This is a genomic window from Azohydromonas caseinilytica, assembly GCF_012927045.1.
GTDB lineage: Bacteria > Pseudomonadota > Gammaproteobacteria > Burkholderiales > Burkholderiaceae_C > Azohydromonas > Azohydromonas caseinilytica.
Genome location: NZ_JABBFW010000003.1, coordinates 278,947 through 297,483, shown reverse-complemented (window position 1 = coordinate 297,483; position 18,537 = coordinate 278,947). Strand labels below are relative to the sequence as shown.

General features: G+C 70.2%; 19 protein-coding genes. 3 read left to right on the top strand and 16 right to left on the bottom strand.

All coding sequences use genetic code 11. The features are described 5' to 3' along the window. Positions 1-125 precede the first annotated feature (125 nt). The 3 genes from HHL10_RS06755 to HHL10_RS06745 form a co-directional block, all read right to left on the bottom strand. Positions 126-878 (bottom strand): amino acid ABC transporter permease, encoded by a 753-nt coding sequence (locus HHL10_RS06755; RefSeq protein ID WP_169159577.1) that lies wholly within the window; start codon positions 876-878, stop codon positions 126-128. Positions 879-890: 12 nt separating this feature from the next. After that, on the bottom strand, positions 891-1,751 hold the full coding sequence (locus tag HHL10_RS06750; RefSeq protein ID WP_169159576.1) for a basic amino acid ABC transporter substrate-binding protein: 861 nt from the start codon (positions 1,749-1,751) through the stop codon (positions 891-893). 173 nt (positions 1,752-1,924) lie between these two features. Then, positions 1,925-2,728 (bottom strand): ferritin-like domain-containing protein, encoded by an 804-nt coding sequence (locus tag HHL10_RS06745; protein WP_169159575.1) that lies wholly within the window; start codon positions 2,726-2,728, stop codon positions 1,925-1,927. A 242-nt stretch (positions 2,729-2,970) separates the two neighbouring features. On the opposite strand from HHL10_RS06745, the gene hslO reads away from it, so the two are divergent. Then, positions 2,971-3,936, top strand: a complete 966-nt coding sequence (gene hslO / locus HHL10_RS06740) for an Hsp33 family molecular chaperone HslO (RefSeq protein WP_169159574.1) — start codon at positions 2,971-2,973, stop codon at positions 3,934-3,936. Between the two features lie 97 nt (positions 3,937-4,033). On the opposite strand, the gene HHL10_RS06735 is transcribed toward hslO, so the two are convergent. The 11 genes from HHL10_RS06735 to HHL10_RS06685 all read right to left on the bottom strand — a co-directional run bounded on the left by HHL10_RS06735 (position 4,034) and on the right by HHL10_RS06685 (position 15,506). Next, complete coding sequence (locus HHL10_RS06735) at positions 4,034-4,723, bottom strand: AAA family ATPase (RefSeq protein ID WP_169159573.1); 690 nt, start codon at positions 4,721-4,723, stop codon at positions 4,034-4,036. Positions 4,724-4,910: 187 nt separating this feature from the next. After that, positions 4,911-5,543: a nicotinamide riboside transporter PnuC gene (gene pnuC, locus HHL10_RS06730; protein ID WP_169159572.1), complete on the bottom strand. Its 633-nt coding sequence runs from the start codon at positions 5,541-5,543 to the stop codon at positions 4,911-4,913. Positions 5,544-5,553: 10 nt separating this feature from the next. After that, a complete protein-coding gene (gene ftsB / locus HHL10_RS06725; RefSeq protein WP_169159571.1) occupies positions 5,554-5,832 on the bottom strand; it encodes a cell division protein FtsB in 279 nt (92 codons plus the stop codon). Between the two features lie 69 nt (positions 5,833-5,901). Beyond that, a complete protein-coding gene (gene eno, locus HHL10_RS06720) occupies positions 5,902-7,188 on the bottom strand; it encodes a phosphopyruvate hydratase (RefSeq protein WP_169159570.1) in 1,287 nt (428 codons plus the stop codon). 97 nt (positions 7,189-7,285) lie between these two features. Further along, positions 7,286-7,576 (bottom strand): DUF1330 domain-containing protein, encoded by a 291-nt coding sequence (locus HHL10_RS06715; protein ID WP_169159569.1) that lies wholly within the window; start codon positions 7,574-7,576, stop codon positions 7,286-7,288. Between the two features lie 17 nt (positions 7,577-7,593). Then, positions 7,594-8,451, bottom strand: coding sequence for a 3-deoxy-8-phosphooctulonate synthase (kdsA, locus tag HHL10_RS06710; protein WP_169159568.1), 858 nt, complete (start codon positions 8,449-8,451; stop codon positions 7,594-7,596). Between the two features lie 11 nt (positions 8,452-8,462). Then, positions 8,463-10,121 (bottom strand): CTP synthase, encoded by a 1,659-nt coding sequence (gene pyrG / locus HHL10_RS06705; RefSeq protein WP_169159567.1) that lies wholly within the window; start codon positions 10,119-10,121, stop codon positions 8,463-8,465. 108 nt (positions 10,122-10,229) lie between these two features. Continuing rightward, complete coding sequence (locus HHL10_RS06700; RefSeq protein WP_169159566.1) at positions 10,230-11,033, bottom strand: alpha/beta fold hydrolase; 804 nt, start codon at positions 11,031-11,033, stop codon at positions 10,230-10,232. Continuing rightward, positions 11,030-11,863, bottom strand: coding sequence for a proteasome-type protease (locus tag HHL10_RS06695; protein WP_169159565.1), 834 nt, complete (start codon positions 11,861-11,863; stop codon positions 11,030-11,032). The genes HHL10_RS06700 and HHL10_RS06695 overlap by 4 nt, the downstream gene beginning before the upstream one ends. Next, a complete protein-coding gene (mutS, locus tag HHL10_RS06690) occupies positions 11,860-14,454 on the bottom strand; it encodes a DNA mismatch repair protein MutS (protein ID WP_169159564.1) in 2,595 nt (864 codons plus the stop codon). Before mutS ends, HHL10_RS06695 begins: the two co-directional genes overlap by 4 nt. A 17-nt stretch (positions 14,455-14,471) precedes the next feature. Next, on the bottom strand, positions 14,472-15,506 hold the full coding sequence (locus tag HHL10_RS06685; protein WP_169159563.1) for an inositol monophosphatase family protein: 1,035 nt from the start codon (positions 15,504-15,506) through the stop codon (positions 14,472-14,474). Positions 15,507-15,703: 197 nt separating this feature from the next. Between HHL10_RS06685 and HHL10_RS06680 the strand changes: the two genes are divergently transcribed. Both HHL10_RS06680 and cysE read left to right on the top strand, forming a co-directional pair. After that, on the top strand, positions 15,704-16,438 hold the full coding sequence (locus HHL10_RS06680; protein WP_310734541.1) for an RNA methyltransferase: 735 nt from the start codon (positions 15,704-15,706) through the stop codon (positions 16,436-16,438). An 84-nt stretch (positions 16,439-16,522) separates the two neighbouring features. After that, positions 16,523-17,299: a serine O-acetyltransferase gene (gene cysE / locus HHL10_RS06675; protein ID WP_169159561.1), complete on the top strand. Its 777-nt coding sequence runs from the start codon at positions 16,523-16,525 to the stop codon at positions 17,297-17,299. A gap of 85 nt (positions 17,300-17,384) precedes the next feature. On the opposite strand, the gene mog is transcribed toward cysE, so the two are convergent. Then, positions 17,385-17,999 (bottom strand): molybdopterin adenylyltransferase, encoded by a 615-nt coding sequence (gene mog / locus HHL10_RS06670; protein ID WP_169159560.1) that lies wholly within the window; start codon positions 17,997-17,999, stop codon positions 17,385-17,387. After that, positions 17,992-18,525, bottom strand: a complete 534-nt coding sequence (gene yjgA / locus HHL10_RS06665; RefSeq protein ID WP_169159559.1) for a ribosome biogenesis factor YjgA — start codon at positions 18,523-18,525, stop codon at positions 17,992-17,994. Before yjgA ends, mog begins: the two co-directional genes overlap by 8 nt. Positions 18,526-18,537 lie beyond the last annotated feature (12 nt).

The following is an 18,537-nucleotide window of genomic DNA, read 5'->3' as shown; positions in this document are numbered from 1 at the left end:
CACTCATTCTAAAAAGGCCTTCCTGCATTCCTCCGGAGCCGACCGCCCGGCGGGCGTTTTCTGTGACTTCGGCGCAACAGTGGGATGCGGACATTGGATGTCCGCACAACCAGCTTGCCGGCAGCTCAGCGGCCGCGCAGGTGGGCCGGCGCTTCCAGCCGCTTGGCCAGCGTGGACAGCAGCAGCGTGAGCACCAGGTACAGCGCCGAGATGGCGAGATAGGGCTCCCAGTAGCGCGAGTACGCGCCCGCCACGGTGCGCGCGGCCAGCGCGAGCTCGGCCAGGCCGATGGCCGACACCAGCGACGAATCCTTGATGAGCGTGACGCCCTCGTTGACCAGCGCCGGCACCATGCGCCGGAAGGCCTGGGGCAGGATCACCTCGCGCATGGCCTGCGCATGCGTCAGGCCCAGGCTGTAGGCGGCCTGGGTCTGGCCGCGGTGGATGCTCTGGATGCCGGCGCGAAAGATCTCGCTGATGTAGGCCCCGGCGTTGAGCGTGAGCGCCAGCGCGCCGGAGAAGAAGGCGCCATGCTCCTGGCGGAACTCGCGCGCGGCGTCACCCGTGAGCAGCAGCCCGGTCTCCGGATGGATCAGCGTGGGCATCAGCGCGAAGTGCACCAGCAGGATCTGCACGAACAGCGGCGTGCCGCGGAAGAAGGTGACGTAGCCCAGCGTCACGGCGCGCGCGAGCTTCATCAGCCAGCGCACCACCGGCGCCTTGGGCTCGGGCGCGTCCGCGGAACTGCTCACCAGCCCCAGCAGCGCGCCCAGCACCAGCCCGGCGCCCACGGCCACCAGCGCGAGCTTGACCGTCATCCACAGCGCGGACGCGAACAGCGGGCCGTAGCCCGCCAGGATCTCCCAACGTAAATCCACTTCGGCCCGGCCTTACTTCGAAGCGGCCGGGGCCGCGTTGGCGGCGGCCGGGGCGCTGCCGAAATACTTGGCGTAAATGCGGTCGTAGGTACCGTCGGCGCGGATGCCGGCCAGGCCCTGGTTAATCATCTCCAGCACCGCGGTGTTGCCCTTGCGCACGGCGATGCCGTACTGCTCGGGCGTGAAGCTCGGGTCGCTCACGGTCTTGAAGCCCGCGCCGGCGTTGTTGGCCACGTAGTGGATGACCACGCCGTTGTCGGCCACGACCGCGTCCACGCCACCGGATTCCAGCTCCTTGAGCGCCAGCGGCGTGGACTCGAAGCGCTTGATGGCCGCGCTGTTCTTGCCCAGCAGCTTGGTCACGACCTCGTCACCGGTGGTGCCAGTCTGCACGCCGACCTTCAGCGGCTTGAGATCGTCGAACTTCGCGACCTTGGAGCCCTGCTTGACCGCGATGAGCTGCACGGCGTCGAAGTAGGGCGCCGTGAAGTCCATGGTCTGCTTGCGCTCGTCGGTGATGGTGATGGCCGACACCAGCACGTCGCGGTCGCCCTGCTGCAGGGCGTTGAAGATGCCTTCCCAGGGCGTGTTGACGAACTTCACCTGCACACCGGCCTTGGCGGCGATGGCGCTGACGACGTCGATGTCGAAGCCGACGATCTCGCCCTTCTCGTTCTGCGACTCGAAGGGGGCGTAGGCCGCGTCGGTGCCGACGACATAGACCTTGGCCGGGGCCGAGGCGGTGGCGGCGGGGCCCGACGCCGCGGGTGCCGTGGAGGTGGCGGTTTCTTGCTTGCCGCAAGCGCCCAGCAGCATGGCGGTAGCCAGCATGCCGGCGCTCAGAAAGGTGCGGCGGGTGGAAAGTCGGCTCATGGCGTGACCTGTCCGAAAATGGTGTTGTGGAATGTGGGGCGGGAGTGTAGGCCTTGCGTGCACGCACCATGCCCGCCCGGCGTCAAGCCTGCCGGGCGAAAGTTCACGGCGCAAGGCAGTCCCGGGCCGCGTTTACCCGGGCGTGCCGTCTTCAGGGCATGAGCCCGGCACGCTCAGCCCTGCTGCTCCAGCGCCAGCAGCTCGGCCTGCGTGAACTCGGCCGCCAGCCGCGCGGCATGGTTGAAAGGCGGGCGTGGGCGCGGCGCCTGGTAGCGCTCGGTGAGCACGGGATAGTGCGCGATCGGGTCCAGGCCCCGTTGCGCGCACAGCCAGCGGTACCAGCGGTTGCCCACTGCGACATGGCCAACCTCGTCGCGCAGGATCACGCTCAGGATCTCCACTGCGCGCGGATCGCCGGCGCGGCGGAATTTCTCCTGCATCGGCGGCGTGGCGTCGAGCCCGCGGGCTTCGAGCGTGCGCGGCACCAGCGCCATGCGCGCCAGCGCGTCGCCCGCGGTGCGTTGCGTCATCAGCCACAGGCCGTCGTGGGCCTCGAAGTCGCCGTAGTCGTGGCCCAGGCTGTGCAGGTGCTCGCGCACCAGGCTGAAGTGCAGCGCCTCCTCGGCCGCCACGCGCGTCCAGTCGCGATAGAAGGCTGGCGGCAGGTCGGCAAAGCGCCACACCGCGTCCAGCGCCAGGTTGATGGCGTTGAACTCGATGTGCGCCACCGCGTGCAGCAGCGCCGCGCGGCCGGCCGGGGTGAAGGGCGAGCGCAGGGGCACCTGCTTGGGCTCGACCAGGCGCGGCCGCGCCGGGCGCCCGGGCAGGCCCGGCGGTTCCTGCAGTTGCACGGCCGGGTCCAGCGCGAACGCGTCGAAGTCGTCATGCAGCGCGCTGGCGAGAGCGCACTTGGCGGCGGGATCGGGCTCGCACAGGGCGCGCAGCGCGGCGCGGCGCAGGCAGGGCAGATCGGTCATGGCGGTGGCGGCAGGCGCGGCGGTGGTGGCGTTCAGGCGGCGCCGAAGGGGGCGGCGCGGCCGGGCGCAAGTCTTGCCCTCGGGGCGGGGGTGAAGGCGGCTCCTAGAATTATCGGCTCGCGGCAGGCCGGGCTCGTTCCGGCCGCCCCTTTGCCGTGCCGCGCCCCCGGCGAGCGCATCGTCCGCACCCGAGCCCCGGCCCGGCGCGGCTTCCGCAGTACACAAACCCCAATCACGACACCATGAGCGATCTGCACAAATTCCTGTTCGAGGGCCTGCCCGTGCGCGGCATGCTGGTGCGGCTCACCGACAGCTGGCGCGAGGTGCTGCAGCGTCGCGAAGCCAGCGGCGGCTACCCGGCCCCGGTGCGCGAGCTGCTGGGCCAGATGACGGCCGCGGCCGTGCTGATGCAGTCCAACATCAAGTTCAACGGCGCCCTGGTGATGCAGATCTTCGGCGACGGCCCGGTCAAGATGGCCGTGGTCGAGGTGCAGCCCGAGCTGCATTTCCGCGCCACGGCCAAGGTGGTGGGCGAGGTGCCCGAAGGCGCGCAGCTGGAGGCCATGCTCAACGTCCACAACCGCGGCCGCTGCGCCATCACGCTCGACCCGCGCGACCGCCAGCCGGGCCAGCAGCCCTACCAGGGCGTGGTGCCGCTCTCCGCCATGGGCGAGGAGTTCCACGCGCTGCAGAGCATCTCGGCCGTGCTGGAGCAGTACATGCGCCAGTCCGAGCAGCTGGAGACGCGCCTGGTGCTGGCCGCCAACGACGAGGTCGCCGCCGGGCTGCTGATCCAGCGCCTGCCCATCGAGGGCGAGGGCAACCTCGAAAAGCGCGAGAAGCGGGCCGAGGCCGAGCTGCTGGCCGAAGGTTTCAACCGCATCGCGCACCTGGCCAGCTCGCTCAAGGCCGAGGAACTGCTGACGCTGGACGCCGAGACCATCCTGCACCGCCTGTTCTGGGAAGAGGACGTGCGCCGTTTCGAGCCGCAGCAGCCGCGCTTTGCCTGCACCTGCTCGCGCGAGCGCGTGGGCTCGATGCTCAAGAGCCTGGGCCGCGAGGAGATCGACTCCATCGTGGAGGAGCGCGGCGAGGTGGAGATCGGCTGCGACTTCTGCGGGCGCCAGTACCACTTCGACGTGGTGGACGTGGGCGAGCTGTTCACGCCGGAGCGCGACCAGCCGCCGTCATCGACGGCGGTGCAGTGAGATCGGTCCCAAGACTGTTTCCAGCGGGTTTACGGTTTTCGCAACCGGCACGCTGTTTGTGCGAAAACGGTGTTCTCTGAGTTGACAATCCAGCGACTCAGACGTCGCTGGCCTTGTGCCCCGTCGCCCGCAGCGCGTGCTCGCACTGCGGGTCGTCGCAGTCTTCGCACACCCACTGCCAGGCCGGCTGGGCCGCTTCGCGCTGCTGCAGCCGCGTGAACAGGCCCGCGCGCGGCGCGGGCAGCGTGCGCAGCCAGGGCGAGAGCGCGTCCAGCGCGTGCTCCAGGCGCGCTTCGCCTGCGCCGTGCACCACCGACCACGACAGGCCCTGGGCCAGCAGCAGGCCGCGCACGAGGCGGTCCACCGGCGCGCGCACCTGCGCGCCGTCGCGCAGGTGGGCGTCGGCGACCCAGGGCAGGTCCAGCGCGGTCAGCAGCGTCGCGGCGCAGCGGCGCTGGAAATCGGCCGCCATCGCGTGCAGCGAGCGGTCGTCGAAGAGGTATTCGCTGTAGACGGCGGTCATCAGCGGCGTGGTGTCGGCCACCACCAGGTCGTGCGCGGCGGCGACTTCCTCGATGCGCCGCTGCTGCGCCAGGGCGATGGCGGCCTGCTCGTCGGCGCGCGGCGTGCGTCCCTCGCGCTCGCACCACTCGCGCAGCACCTCCGGCACCCAGGCGGTGCGCAGGCCGGTGTCGCGCGCCAGCCGCTCGGCCAGCGCCTGCGCCAGCGCGGTCTTGCCGGTGCTTTCGGCGCCGAGCAGGGCGATGACGTTGAGGCGATCGGACATGAGTTAAGGACCGGCCAGCAGCCCGGCAAAGTTCATTGCAATCTCGCCTTGATCTTGAAATGACCCGTTCGCCCTGAGGTATCGAAGGGCGAATCGGCAAGGCTGCAATGGCGGTCGCACAGCGGGGGCCGTTCATCCTTCGATACCTCAGGACGAACGGAATACTTCACTGTGAGCGCAGAAATGATCAGGCGGAAGCGGGTTCCAGCCCCTGCGGCCGCCGCGCCAGGCGCGCCCAGCGCCGCCAGCCCACGGCCGAGAGCACCGCGAACACGCCATAGAGCAGCACGGTGAGCCACAGGCCCTTGAAGGCGAAGAGCGCGACGCTGGCGATGTTGACCACCAGCCAGGTCGGCCAGTTCTGCACGTACTTGCGCCCCAGCAGCCATTGGCCGGCCAGGCTGGCGACGGTGGTGAAGGCGTCGGCGTAGGGCACGTCGGAGTCGGTGACGCTGTGCAGCAGCCATCCTGCCAGCGGCCAGGCCGCCAGCGTGACGGCGCCCAGCCGCAACAGCCCGCGGCGGCCGAGGTCGCGCACCTGCAGCGCGCGGCCGTCGTCCTGCGTGCCGCGCAGCCACTGCCACCAGCCCCAGAAGGCGGCGGCGATGAAGACGAACTGCAGCAGCGCCTCGCCGTAGAGGCGGTTGCCGGCGAAGAGCAGGGCGTACAGCGCGCTGCTGGCAATGGCCAGCGGCCACGCCAGCGGGTTCACGCGCAGGTTGCAGTGCACCATCCACAGCGCCAGCACGAAGGCCAGCACCTCGGCGCGGCTGACCGCCACGCCCCACAGCGTGAACGCCGCCGCCTGCAGCCAGTCCATCACGGTGCCGTCAGTGCCGCGCCGGGCTGAGCTGCACCAGGATCTCGTCGGGCTTGAGCATGCCCAGCTCGGCGCGGGCGCGTTCCTCGACCATCTCCAGGCCTTCGCGCAGGTCGGCCACCTCGGTGGCCATGCGCTGGTTGACCTCGCGCGCCTGCGCGTTGGCCTGCTGCTGCGCCTGGACCTGCGCGCGCAACGCTTCCACGTTGCGCACGCCGCCCTTGCTCCACCACAGCTCGTAATGCACCAGCGCCAGCAGCGCCAGCAGCACGAGGGTCACCAACCGCATGACGGGCTCCTGGTGCTCAACGGCCGTCCGCCCGGTGGCGGAGCAGGGACTTCATGGCGCGGCGGACCTTCAGCGCAGGTTGTAGAAGGCGGCGCGGCCGGGGTAGACGGCGATGTCGCCCAGGTCCTCTTCGATGCGCAGCAGCTGGTTGTACTTGGCCATGCGGTCGCTGCGGCTCATCGAGCCGGTCTTGATCTGGCCGGCGTTGGTGGCCACGGCGATGTCGGCGATGGTGGAGTCCTCGGTCTCGCCCGAGCGGTGGCTGATCACGGCGGTGTAGCCCGCGCGCTTGGCCATCTCGATGGCGGCGAAGGTCTCGGTCAGCGTGCCGATCTGGTTGATCTTGATGAGGATCGAGTTGGCGATGCCCTTGTCGATGCCTTCCTTCAGGATCTTGGTGTTGGTGACGAACAGGTCGTCGCCCACCAGCTGCACGTTCTTGCCCAGGCGCTGCGTCAGGTGTGCCCAGCCTTCCCAGTCGCCTTCGGCCATGCCGTCCTCGATCGAGATGATCGGGTACTTGTCGCACCAGGTGGCCAGGATGTCGGTCCACTGCGCGGCGGAGAGCTTCAGGCCGCCTTCGCCTTCCAGGACGTACTGGCCGTCCTTGTAGAACTCGCTGGCGGCACAGTCCAGGCCGATGGCGATCTGCTCGCCGGCGGTGTAGCCGGCCTTGTCGATGGCTTCCAGGATCAGCTGGATCGCGGCCTCGTGGCTTTCCACGCTGGGGGCGAAGCCGCCCTCGTCGCCCACCGCCGTGCTCATGCCCTTGGCGTCGATGATCTTCTTGAGCGCGTGGAACACCTCGGCGCCGTAGCGGATGGCCTCGCGGAAGCTCGGGGCGCCCACGGGGATGATCATCATCTCCTGCAGGTCCAGGTTGTTGTTGGCGTGCGCGCCGCCGTTGATGACGTTCATCATCGGCACGGGCATCTGCACCGCGCCCATGCCGCCGAAGTAGCGGTACAGCGGCAGGCCGGACTCTTCCGCGGCGGCGCGCGCCACGGCCATCGAGACGGCCAGCATCGCGTTGGCGCCCAGGCGGCCCTTGTTGTCGGTGCCGTCGAGGTCGATCAGCGTCTTGTCCAGGAAGGCCTGCTCCGAGGCGTCCAGGCCCAGCACGGCCTCGGAGATCTCGGTGTTGATGTGCTGCACGGCCTTGAGCACGCCCTTGCCCAGGTAGCGGCTCTTGTCGCCGTCGCGCAGCTCGATGGCCTCGCGCGAGCCGGTGGAGGCGCCCGAGGGCACGGCGGCGCGGCCCATGGTGCCCGACTCCAGCAGCACGTCACATTCCACGGTGGGGTTGCCGCGGCTGTCCAGGATTTCGCGTCCGACGATGTCGACGATGGCACTCATGGGGAAGTCTCTCCGGTGGGGTTTCAGTTGGAAAAGGCACGCGCTGCGCGGCGTGCCGGCCGTTGCATGGACGGCCTTGGGGCTGGCCGCGGCGCCGTCAGGCGACGCCTTCGACCAGGATCATGCGCATCACACCCGCGCCTTCACGCAGGCTGCGCGCATGGGTGTAGGTCTCGCTGCGGTAGAAGCCCCGCGCCTGGTCGGCGTCGGCAAAGCGCAGCACCACCAGGCGCTCGGGCGTCCAGGGCCCTTCGAGCACCTCGATGGCGCCGCCGCGCACCAGCACCTCGGCGCCATGCTCCTGCATGGCGCGGGTGCTCCACTCGCGGTAGCGGGCCATCTTCTCGGCGTCGGTGATGGTCACGTCGGCAATGATGTAGGCGCTCATGGGCAGGGCTCTTCTTCTCAGCAGCTGAAGTCGTTTTCGAGCAGGGGCTGCGACTTGATGACGCGGTCCAGCGCCAGCAGCTGCTCCAGCAGCGCGCGCATGTGCTTCAGGGGCACGGCATTGGGGCCGTCCGACAGCGCCTTGGCCGGGTCGGGGTGCGTCTCCATGAACAGGCCGGAGATGCCCACCGCCACCGCCGCGCGCGCCAGCACCGGCACGAACTCGCGCTGGCCGCCGCTGCTCGTGCCCTGGCCGCCGGGCAGTTGCACGGAGTGCGTGGCGTCGAAGACGACCGGCGCGCCCGTCTCGCGCATGATCGCGAGGCTGCGCATGTCGGAGACGAGGTTGTTGTAGCCGAAGCTCACGCCGCGCTCGCAGGCCATGAAGGCGTCCTCGTCCAGGCCCTTCTCGCGCGCGGCGGCGCGGGCCTTGTCGATCACGTTCTTCATGTCATGGGGCGCCAGGAACTGCCCCTTCTTGATGTTCACCGGCTTGCCCGACTGGGCCACGGCGCGGATGAAGTCGGTCTGGCGGCACAGGAAGGCCGGCGTCTGCAGCACGTCCACCACCGCGGCCACGCGCTCGACCTCGGCCTCGCTGTGCACGTCGGTAATCACGGGCACGCCCAGTTGCGAGCGCACCTTGGCCAGGATCTCCAGGCCCTTGTCCATGCCGGGGCCGCGGAAGCTGGTGCCGCTGGAGCGGTTGGCCTTGTCGTAGCTGCTCTTGAAGATGAAGGGGATGCCGAGCTCGCCCGTCATCTCCTTGAGCCGTCCGGCCACCTCGATCTGCAGGTCCTCGCTTTCGACCACGCAGGGGCCGGCCATGAGGAAGAAAGGCTTGTCGAGGCCGACCTCGAATCCGCACAACTTCACGCGGGTCTCCTTCAGCGCTGGGCTTTCTGGGCGGCGCGGTGGTCCAGCGCGGCCTTGACGTAGCTGATGAACAGCGGGTGGCCGTCCCAGGGCGTGCTCTTGAACTCGGGGTGGAACTGCACGCCGACGAACCACGGGTGCACTTCCTGCGGCAGCTCCACCATCTCGGTGAGCTTTTCGCGCTGCGTGATGGCCGAGATGATCAGCCCGGCCTGCTGCAGCTTGTCCAGGTACAGCTCGTTGGCCTCGTAGCGGTGGCGGTGCCGCTCCGTGACCACGTCGCCGTAGATGCGGTGCGCGATGGTGCCGGGCTTGACGTCCGAGCTCTGCGCCCCCAGGCGCATGGTGCCGCCCAGGTCCGAGCCGGCATGGCGCTTCTGGATCGTGCCGTCGGCCTCCTGCCACTCGTCGATGAGCGCGATCACCGGGTGCGGCGTATTGGGCTCGAACTCGGTGCTGTTGGCGCCGGTCAGGCCCGCCAGGTGGCGCGCCACCTCGATGGTCGCGACCTGCATCCCGAGGCAGATGCCCAGGTACGGGATCTGGTGCTCGCGGGCGTACTGCGCGGCCAGGATCTTGCCCTCCACGCCGCGCTTGCCGAAGCCGCCGGGCACCAGGATCGCGTCGTACTGCGCCAGGCTGTCCACGGTCTCGGGCGTGAGCAGCTCGGAGTCCACGTACTCGATGTTCACGCGCGCATGGTTGTGGATGCCGGCGTGGCGCAGCGCCTCGTTGAGCGACTTGTACGAGTCCGACAGGTCGGTGTACTTGCCGCACATGGCGATGGTGACCTCGGTCTTCGGGTTGGTCACCTCGTACACCAGCTTGTCCCACTGGCGCAGGTCCGCGGGGCGGGTGAGCAACTGCAGCTTCATGCAGATGAGCTCATCGAGCCCCTGCTCGTGCAGCATGCGCGGCACCTTGTAGATGGTGTCCACGTCCCACATCGAGATCACGCCGGCTTCCTGCACGTTCGTGAACAGCGAGATCTTGTCGCGCTCGTCGTCGGGGATGCGGCGGTCGGCGCGGCACAGCAAGGCGTCGGGCTGGATGCCGATCTCGCGCAGCTTCTGCACCGTGTGCTGCGTGGGCTTGGTCTTGAGCTCGCCGGCGGCGCCGATCCACGGCACGTAGGTCAGGTGCACGAAGGCGGTGTTGGCCGGGCCCATGCGCAGGCTCATCTGGCGCACGGCTTCGAGGAAGGGCAGCGACTCGATGTCGCCCACCGTGCCGCCGATTTCCACGATGGCCACGTCCACCGCGTCGGCCGTGCCGTAGCCCGCGCCGCGCTTGACGAAATCCTGGATCTCGTTGGTGATGTGCGGAATGACCTGGACGGTCTTGCCGAGGTAGTCGCCGCGGCGTTCCTTCTCCAGCACCGACTTGTAGATCTGGCCGGTGGTGAAGTTGTTGCTGCGCTTCATCCGCGTGGTGATGAAGCGCTCGTAGTGTCCCAGGTCCAGGTCGGTCTCGGCGCCGTCGTCGGTGACGAACACTTCGCCATGCTGGAAGGGCGACATCGTGCCGGGATCGACGTTGATGTAGGGGTCCAGCTTGATGAGGGTGACCTTGAGGCCGCGCGATTCGAGGATCGCGGCCAGGGACGCCGACGCGATGCCCTTGCCCAGCGAGGACACCACACCGCCGGTGACGAAGACGAACTTGGTCATGGAGCGCGCATCCGCTTGGAGTGCCCGGGTGCCGGCGCACGGATGCCTTGGTGGTAAAGCGCGATTATACGGGCCGCCTCCGGCGCTCCCCTGACGCGCGGGCTTGCCTCAGGGCATGTCGGCCAGCAATTCGAGCACGAGTGCCGCGGTGTCTTCGGGGCTTTCCATCGGATACAGGTGCGTGCCCTCGATCCAGCGAAAGCGCGCGCCGGCCAGGCGCCGGGCCAGCTCGACGCCGCCCTGGCGCATCTCCTGCGAGCGCGTGCCCGCGACGAAGCCCATGGGGCATTGCAGCGGATGGCGGCGCAGCGTGCGCGCCAGGTCGTGCGGCAGCGTGTCGTAGATGCGCGTCTCCACCTCGGGCTCGAAGGCCAGCCGCACGCGGCCCTCGCGCTCGACGAAGCCGGCCTGCACGTAATCGGCCAGCACCCGCGGGTCCCAGGTGCTGAACACCGATTTGCTCACGAAGTGCTGGCGCACGGCCTCGCGCGTGGGCCACTCGCGCCGGCGCCGGCGCGACACCCGCCCCGGCGAGATGCGCTGCATCAGCCCGGTGAGCTTGACCAGGCGCACGGCCTGCGCGCGCCAGCCGGCGAAGATCGGCGAGTCCAGCACCACCACGCCGCGCGCCAGCCCCGGGCGGCGCGAGGCGGTCTTCAGGCACAGCAGCCCGCCCAGCGAATGCCCGACCAGGAACACCGGCGCCTTGGCGTGCTGCTCGATGAAGTGCGCCAGCTCGTCGCGCAGCCGGCCCCAGCCGTCGCCGACCGGGAAGTGCGGGTCATGGCCGAACTGCCGCGGCGCCAGCACCTCGTAGCCGGCCGCGCGCCAGGCCTCGAACAGCCGCGCGTAGGTGCCGGCCGGGAAGCCGTTGCCGTGGGCGAAGACGATGCAGCGCTTGCCGTCGCTCATCCCGCGGCCAGCCGCGTCTCGGGACCGACGACCTTGGTCAGCGGGTCGTAGCGCGCCGAGCTCGCCAGCAGCGGGTGGGCGCTGTCGCCGCCGTCCCAGCGCGGGTTGTCCATGCCGTCGAACACCTCGCGCAGCCGCTGGCCCCAGGTGCCGCGCACCATCTCGAAATAGGGGTTGTGCTCGTCGATGCAGATCATGCGGTCGCAGCGCAGCTCGCCGGCGCGGTAGACCAGCAGGTCCAGCGGCAGCCCCACCGAGAGGTTGGACTTGAGCGTGGAGTCCATCGACACCAGCGCGCACTTGGCGGCCTGGTCCAGCGTGGTGCGCGGGTTGATCAGGCGGTCCAGCACCGGCTTGCCGTACTTGCTCTCGCCGATCTGGAAATAGGGCGTCTCGCGCGTGGCCTCGATGAAGTTGCCTTCGGAATAGATCAGGAACATGCGCATCGGCTCGCGCCCGATCTGGCCGCCGAAGATCAGCGAGGTGTTGAAGTCGATGCCGTGGCGCTTGAGCGAATGCCCGTCCTGCTCGTAGACGCGGCGCACCGCGGCGCTGAGCACGCGCACCGCGTCGAACATGCTGCGCGCGTTCCAGATCGTGATCGGCGGCTCGCCCGCGGGGCCCTCGATGCGCTCGACCTGCAGCAGCTCCCGCACCGACTGCGAGATGCTGAGGTTGCCCGCCGACAGCAGCGTCATGAAGCGGTCGCCCGGGCGCTCGTACACCATCATCTTGCGGAAGGTGCTGATCTGGTCCATGCCCGCGTTGGTGCGCGAATCGGACAGGAAGACGAGGCCGGCGTCGAGCCGGATACCGATGCAGTAGGTCATGTCGCCTCCGCGAGGAGAGTTTTCAATCGGTACAGAGCGTCCAGCGCTTCGCGCGGGGTGAGCGCGTCGGGGTCGATGCCCGCCAGCGCCTCCTCCAGCGCCGAGGGCTCGCGGGCGGGCTCTTCAGGGATCGCGGGCGGCGCGGCGAACAGGTCCACCTGCGTCTGGCCGCTGCGCTGCTGCGCTTCCAGCGCCTCCAGCGTCGCGCGCGCCTGGCGGATCAGCGAGGCGGGCATGCCCGCCAGCCGCGCCACCTGCACGCCGTAGCTGCGGCTGGCCGGCCCGCTCTGGATCTCGTGCAGGAACACGATGTCGTGCCCGCTGCCCTCCACGGCGCTGACGTGCGCGTTGAGGGCCTGCGGGTGCTTCTCCGGGAAGGCCGTGAGCTCGAAATAGTGCGTGGCGAACAGCGTGAAGGCGCGGTTGCGGTCGTGCAGGTGGCTGGCGATGGCGCCGGCCAGCGCCAGGCCGTCGAAGGTGGAGGTGCCGCGCCCGATCTCGTCCATCAGCACCAGGCTGTGCTCGGTGGCGCCGTGCACGATCGCGGCCGCCTCGGTCATCTCCAGCATGAAGGTGGACTGCGCGTTGGCCAGGTCGTCGGCCGCGCCGATGCGGGTGTGGATCGCGTCCATCGGACCCAGCCGGCAGTTCTTGGCGGGCACGTAGGAGCCCATGGCCGCCAGCAGCGCGATCAGGGCCACCTGGCGCATGTAGGTGCTCTTGCCGCCCATGTTCGGGCCGGTGATGACCAGCATGCGCGTGCGCGCATCGAGCCGGCAGTGGTTCGAAATGAAGGCGCCGCCGCCGGTTTCCGCCAGGCGGGCCTCGACGACCGGGTGGCGCCCGGCCTCGATGTCGATGCAGGGCTGCGGCACGAACTGCGGCCGGCACCAGTTGAGCGTGGCGGCGCGCTCGGCCAGGGTGGAGAGCACGTCCAGCTGCGCCAGGGCGCGCGCCAGCGCCAGCAGCACCGGCAGGTGCGGCTGCAACTGGTCCAGCAGCTGCTCGTAAAGCCACTTTTCGCGCGCCAGGGCGCGCTCCTGCGCCGACAAGGCCTTGTCCTCGAAGGCCTTCAGCTCCGGCGTGATGAAGCGCTCGGCGTTCTTGAGCGTCTGGCGGCGGCGGTAGTCGTCGGGCACGCGGCCGAGCTGGCCGGTGGTGACCTCGATGTAGAAGCCGTGCACCTTGTTGTACTGCACGCGCAGGTTCGAAATGCCGGTGCGCTCGCGCTCGCGCGTCTCCAGCGCCAGCAGGAAGGCGTCGCAGTGCTCGTTGATGCCGCGCAGCTCGTCGAGATCGGCATCCAGCCCCGGCGCGATCACGCCGCCGTCGCGCAGCAGCGCCGCGGGCTCGGCCAGCAGCGAGCCCTGCAGCAGCCCGGCGATGTCGGGCGGGGGTTGCAGCGCGGCCTTGAGCATCAGCAGCAGCGGCGCGCCCTCGGGCACGGTGGCTTCCAGCGCGGGCAGTGACAGCAGCGTCTCGCGCAGCCCGGCCAGCTCGCGCGGGCGCACCTGGCGCAGCGCGATGCGCGAGGCGATGCGCTCCACGTCGCTGATGTGGCGCAGCCGCTCGCGCAGCGGCTCGAAGCCCTGGGTGTGCAGCTCGGCGATGGCCTCGTGGCGCGCCTTGGCGGCGTCGCGCGCGCGGGCCGGCTGCGTCAGCCACTGGCGCAGCAGCCGGCTGCCCATGCCGCTGCGGCAGCAGTCCAGCAGCGACAGCAGGGTAGGGCCGTCGTCGCCGCGCAGGGTCTGCACCAGCTCCAGGTTGCGCTGCGTCGCCGGCGGCAGGTCCAGCAGCTCGTCGGCGCGCTCCACGCGCAGCGTCGCCACGTGCGACAGCGCCTGCCCCTGGGTGTGCTCGGCATAGGCCAGCAGCGCCGAGGCCGCAGCCTGGGCCACGCTCAGCTCCTGGGCATTGAAGGCCTGCAGGCTCTGCACCTGCAGCTGCGTGCACAGCTTGCGCAGGCCCCCGGCGCTGTCGAACTGCCAGGCCGGGCGGCGGGTGAGCGCCGCGCCCGCGGCCACCAGCGCGGCCGGCGCCTCGCCCTCGGCGCCGTGGATGATCTCCGCCGGCGCCAGCCTTGTGAGCCAGCCCGGCAGCTCGCGCTCGCTGCACTCGGTCAGGCCCAGCTGCGCGCTGGACAGGCCCAGCCAGGCCAGGCCCCAGACGTTGCCCTTGCGGTGCGCGGCCAGCAGCAGCGTGTCCTGGCGCTCGTTGAGCAGCTCGGTGTCGGTGACGGTGCCGGGCGTGACCACGCGCACCACCTTGCGCTCCACCGGGCCCTTGGCGTTGACGTCGCCCACCTGCTCAGCGATGGCCACGGCCTCGCCCAGGCGGATGAGCTTGGCGAGATAGGTCTCCAGCGCGTGCACCGGCACGCCGGCCATGAGCACCGGCTCGCCGTTGCTCTGGCCGCGGCTGGTCAGCGTGACGTCGAGCAGCCGGTTGGCGCGGCGGGCGTCCTCGTAGAACAGCTCGTAGAAGTCACCCATGCGGAACAGCACGAGCGCTTCCGGAAACTCCGCCTTGATGCGGAGGTACTGCTGCATCACCGGCGTGTGGCCGGCCAGTGCCTTCTCGTCCAGGGCCATTGCGCAGTGGGCCTCGATCAGAACGGGGCGTCTTCGCCGGGCGGCGTGGCCGGGGCCGCCGGCGCGGCCGCAGCGGTAGGCGCGGCCGGCGCGCTGGCGTCGCCCTTGCGGATGCGCACCGGGCCCTTCTTGGGCGTGGGCTCGGCCGCCGCGGCGGGCTCGGCCTTCAGGCTGTCGGCCAGCGCCTGCTCAGGCGTGGGCAGGTCGGCCGGGGCGGATTGCGCGCCTTCGGTCTCGTCGGCCTTGATGACGCGGGAATAGGGCGCCAGGGTCTGCACCAGCTGGCCGAAGATGCGCGGCGTACCGGCCACGACCTCGCGCTGGAACAGGTAGTCGCTCTCGCCGGTGAAGTTGCCGATGAGGCCGCCGGCCTCGGTGATGATCAGCGAGCCCGCGGCCACGTCCCAGGGGTTCAGGCCGGTCTCGAAGAAGGCGTCGTAGTAGCCCGCGGCGACATAGCACAGGTCCAGCGCGGCGGCGCCGGGGCGGCGCAGGCCGGCGCACTGCTGCATCACCTCCTCGAACATCTTCAGGTAGCGCTTGAAGTTGTCGCCGCGGCGGAAGGGAAAGCCCGTGCCGATGAGCGCGTCCTGCATGCGCGTGCGCTTGGACACGCGCAGGCGGCGGTCGTTGAGGTAGGCGCCGCGGCCCTTGGTGGCGTAGAAGAGGTCGTTGCGCGTGGGGTCGTACACCACGGCCTGCTGCACCACGCCGCGGTGCGCCAGCGCGATGGACACCGCGTAGACCGGGAAGCCGTGGATGAAGTTGGTGGTGCCGTCCAGCGGGTCGATGATCCAGACGTACTCGCTGTTGCGCGCGCCATGCTCACGGCCCGACTCCTCGGCCAGGATGCCGTGGCCGGGATAGGCCTGCAGCAGCGTCTCGATGATCACCTGCTCCGCGGCCTGGTCCACCTCGCTGACGAAGTCGTTGGGGCCCTTGGTGTTGATGCGCAGCAGGTCCAGGTCCAGCGAGGCGCGGTTGATGATCGCCCCCGCCGCGCGAGCCGCCTTGATGGCGATGTTGAGCATGGGGTGTAGCGCTTGGGACATGGATCGGCCTTGAAAATGAGATCGGGTGGGCGCCATGCCAAAGGCACGGCGGCGGCGCGGGAGACGGCTGCGGGAAGGAAAGAGCGGGCAGCGACAATCCGCGCTGCGCAAAACCCTGAATTCTAGAGCCGATGCCCGATTCCGCAGCGCCAGCAAGCCCCACGCCCAGCCCGGGCCAAGGCGAATCCGCGCGCGCCGTGACGCCTGACACGACCCGCTTCGTATTGCTCCACACCAGCCATCCCGGCAACGTCGGCGCCGCCGCGCGCGCCATGAAGGTGATGGGCTTTGCCGACCTAGTGCTGGTGCGCCCGCGCTTCGCGGACGTGCTCGCGCGCGAGGAGACCGTGGCCATGGCCAGCGGCGCGGCCGACATCCTGGCGCGCGCGCGCATCGTGGACAGCCTGGCCGAGGCGCTGGAGGGCGTGTCCTTCGCCTGCGCCACGGCCATGACGCCGCGCGACTTCGGCCCGCCCACCCACGCCCCGCGCGAGCTGCTGCCGCGGCTGGCCGCCGGGCCGCACCGCGTGGCCTTCGTCTTCGGCAGCGAGCGCTACGGCATGAGCAACGAGGAGGTGTACCGCTGCCACGCCTGCATCAGCGTGCCCACGCATCCCGAGTACGGCTCGCTCAACCTCTCGCAGGCGGTGCAGCTCGTCGCCTACGACTGGCGCCAGGCGCTGGGCGGCTTCGGCGTGCAGCCGCGCGTGCCGGACGCCACGCTGGCCGACGGCGTGGCGGTGCAGGGCGCGCTGGAGCACTGGCGCGAGGCGCTGGTGGAGATCGGCTTCCTCGACCCGGCCGCGCCCAAGAAGCTGCTGCCGCGGCTGCAGCAGCTCGTCAACCGGGCCCAGCCGACGGCGGAAGAAATCCACATCCTGCGCGGCATCGCGCGCGCCGTGCAGCGCGCCGCGCGCAAGGGTCGCCACTGAATTTGCATTCGTGGTGGCGCTGCGTGCGCAACAGGGTCCGCCCGCGTTGCCTACACTTCGCTACCCCCTCGGGAAGTCATGACCATGTTCAGCCGCCTGCGTGAAACCATCTCCTGCATCCGGGAGCGCGACCCTGCCGCGCGCTCCAACTGGGAGGTGCTCACCTGTTATCCGGGCGTGCATGCGCTGATGTTTCATCAGCTGTCGCATTGGTGCTGGCGGCACGGGCTGCGCTGGCTCGGCCGCTTCGTCTCGCACCTGGGGCGCTTCTTCACCGGCATCGAGATCCACCCGGGCGCGAAGATCGGCCGGCGCGTGTTCATCGACCACGGCATGGGCGTGGTCATCGGCGAGACAGCCGAGGTCGGCGACGGCTGCACCATCTACCAGGGCGTGACGCTGGGCGGCACCTCGCTGACGCGCGGCTCCAAGCGCCACCCGACGCTGGAGCCGGGCGTGATCGTGGGGGCCAATGCGCAGGTGCTGGGCGGCTTCACCGTGGGTGCGGGTGCGCGCATCGGCTCCGGCGCTGTGGTGGTCAAGCCGGTGCCGCCGGGCGCCACGGCGGTGGGCAACCCGGCGCGCGTGCTGCAGGCCGAGGTCGAGGCCGCGCGCGAAGCCGCCGCCGCGCGCATGGGCTTCTCGGCCTACGGCGTGACGCAGGGCGACGACCCGGTGGCGCAGGCCATGAAGGGCCTGATCGACAACGCCTCCAGCCACGAGCACCAGATCGCGCTGCTGTGGCAGGCGATTGAAAAACTCTCGTCCCGCGCCCGCGAGCTGCCCGCCGACGAGTTGCCGCGCGACGCCCACACCACCGAGCAGTTCGACGCCGAGCGGCTGAACCGGCTGGTGAAGTAGGGTTTTGAAGGCCGCGCGCCCAAAACGCCAGCCCGCATGAGAAACGGCGCCCGCGGGCGCCGTCGTCACGTCCGGAAGCGAGCCTTCAGGCCTTGGGCGGCCGGATCGCCGACTTGGGCCGGAACGCCTTGCAAACGGCCGGATCGGTTTCGAGGTACGGCCCGCCGATGAGGTCGATGCAGTAGGGCACCGCGGCGAAGATGCCCGGCGCCGGGGGCGTGGCCTGGGGCAGGCCTTCCAGCGTTTCCGCAATGGCCTTGGGCTGGCCGGGCAGGTTGATGATCAGCGCCTGGCCGCGGATCACCGCCACCTGGCGCGAGAGGATGGCCGTGGGCACGAAGCGCAGGCTGATCTGGCGCATCTGCTCGCCGAAGCCCGGCATTTCCTTGTGCGCCACGGCCAGCGTGGCCTCGGGCGTGACGTCGCGCGGCGCGGGGCCGGTGCCGCCGGTGGTCAGCACCAGGTCGCAGCGCTGCTCATCGACCAGCTCGCGCAGCGTGGCACTGATGCCCTCTTGCTCGTCGGGAATGAGCCGCTCCACCCACTGCACCGGGTTGCGCAGCGCGCGCGACAGCCAGTCGCGCAGCGCGGGCAGGCCCTGGTCTTGGTAGACGCCGGCGGAGGCGCGGTCGCTGATGGACACCAGCCCGATGCGGACCGGGTCGAACTCGTTGCCGGTGGCGTTAGCAGGCTCACTCATCGTCGCGGATCTCCGGCTTGATGAACTGGAACAGCTCACGCCAGGCGCGGCCATGGCGCTGCTCGGGCGGGGCGGCGGCGTCCTTCTGCGCGGCGCGGATGAGGCTGCGCAGCCGCTGCACGTCGCTGTCCGGATGCGCGCGCATCCACCGCGTGACGGCCTCGGGGTCGGCGACCAGCTCCTCGCGCCAGCGCTCGGCGCGGTGCAGCTTCACGGCGTCCTGCGCGTGGCCGAGCTTGAAGGCCGCGACGGCCTCGCGCAGCGGCTCCACGTCGGCCGAGCGCATGAGCTTGCCCACGTACTGCAGTTGGCGCCGGCGCCCCTCGTGCGAGCGCGTCTTCTTGAGCTCGCGCAGCGCGGTGAGCAGGCCTTCGTCCATCGGGATGGCGGCCAGCCGCGTGTCGGGCAGCTCGATCAGGTCCTGCCCAAGCTTCTGCAGCTCATGGGCTTCGCGCTTGAGCGCGGACTTGCTGGGGCGTTCGCCCTCGCCCTCGTCGGGCTGGAAATCGGATTCAGGGATGGACATAGCGATTCAAAA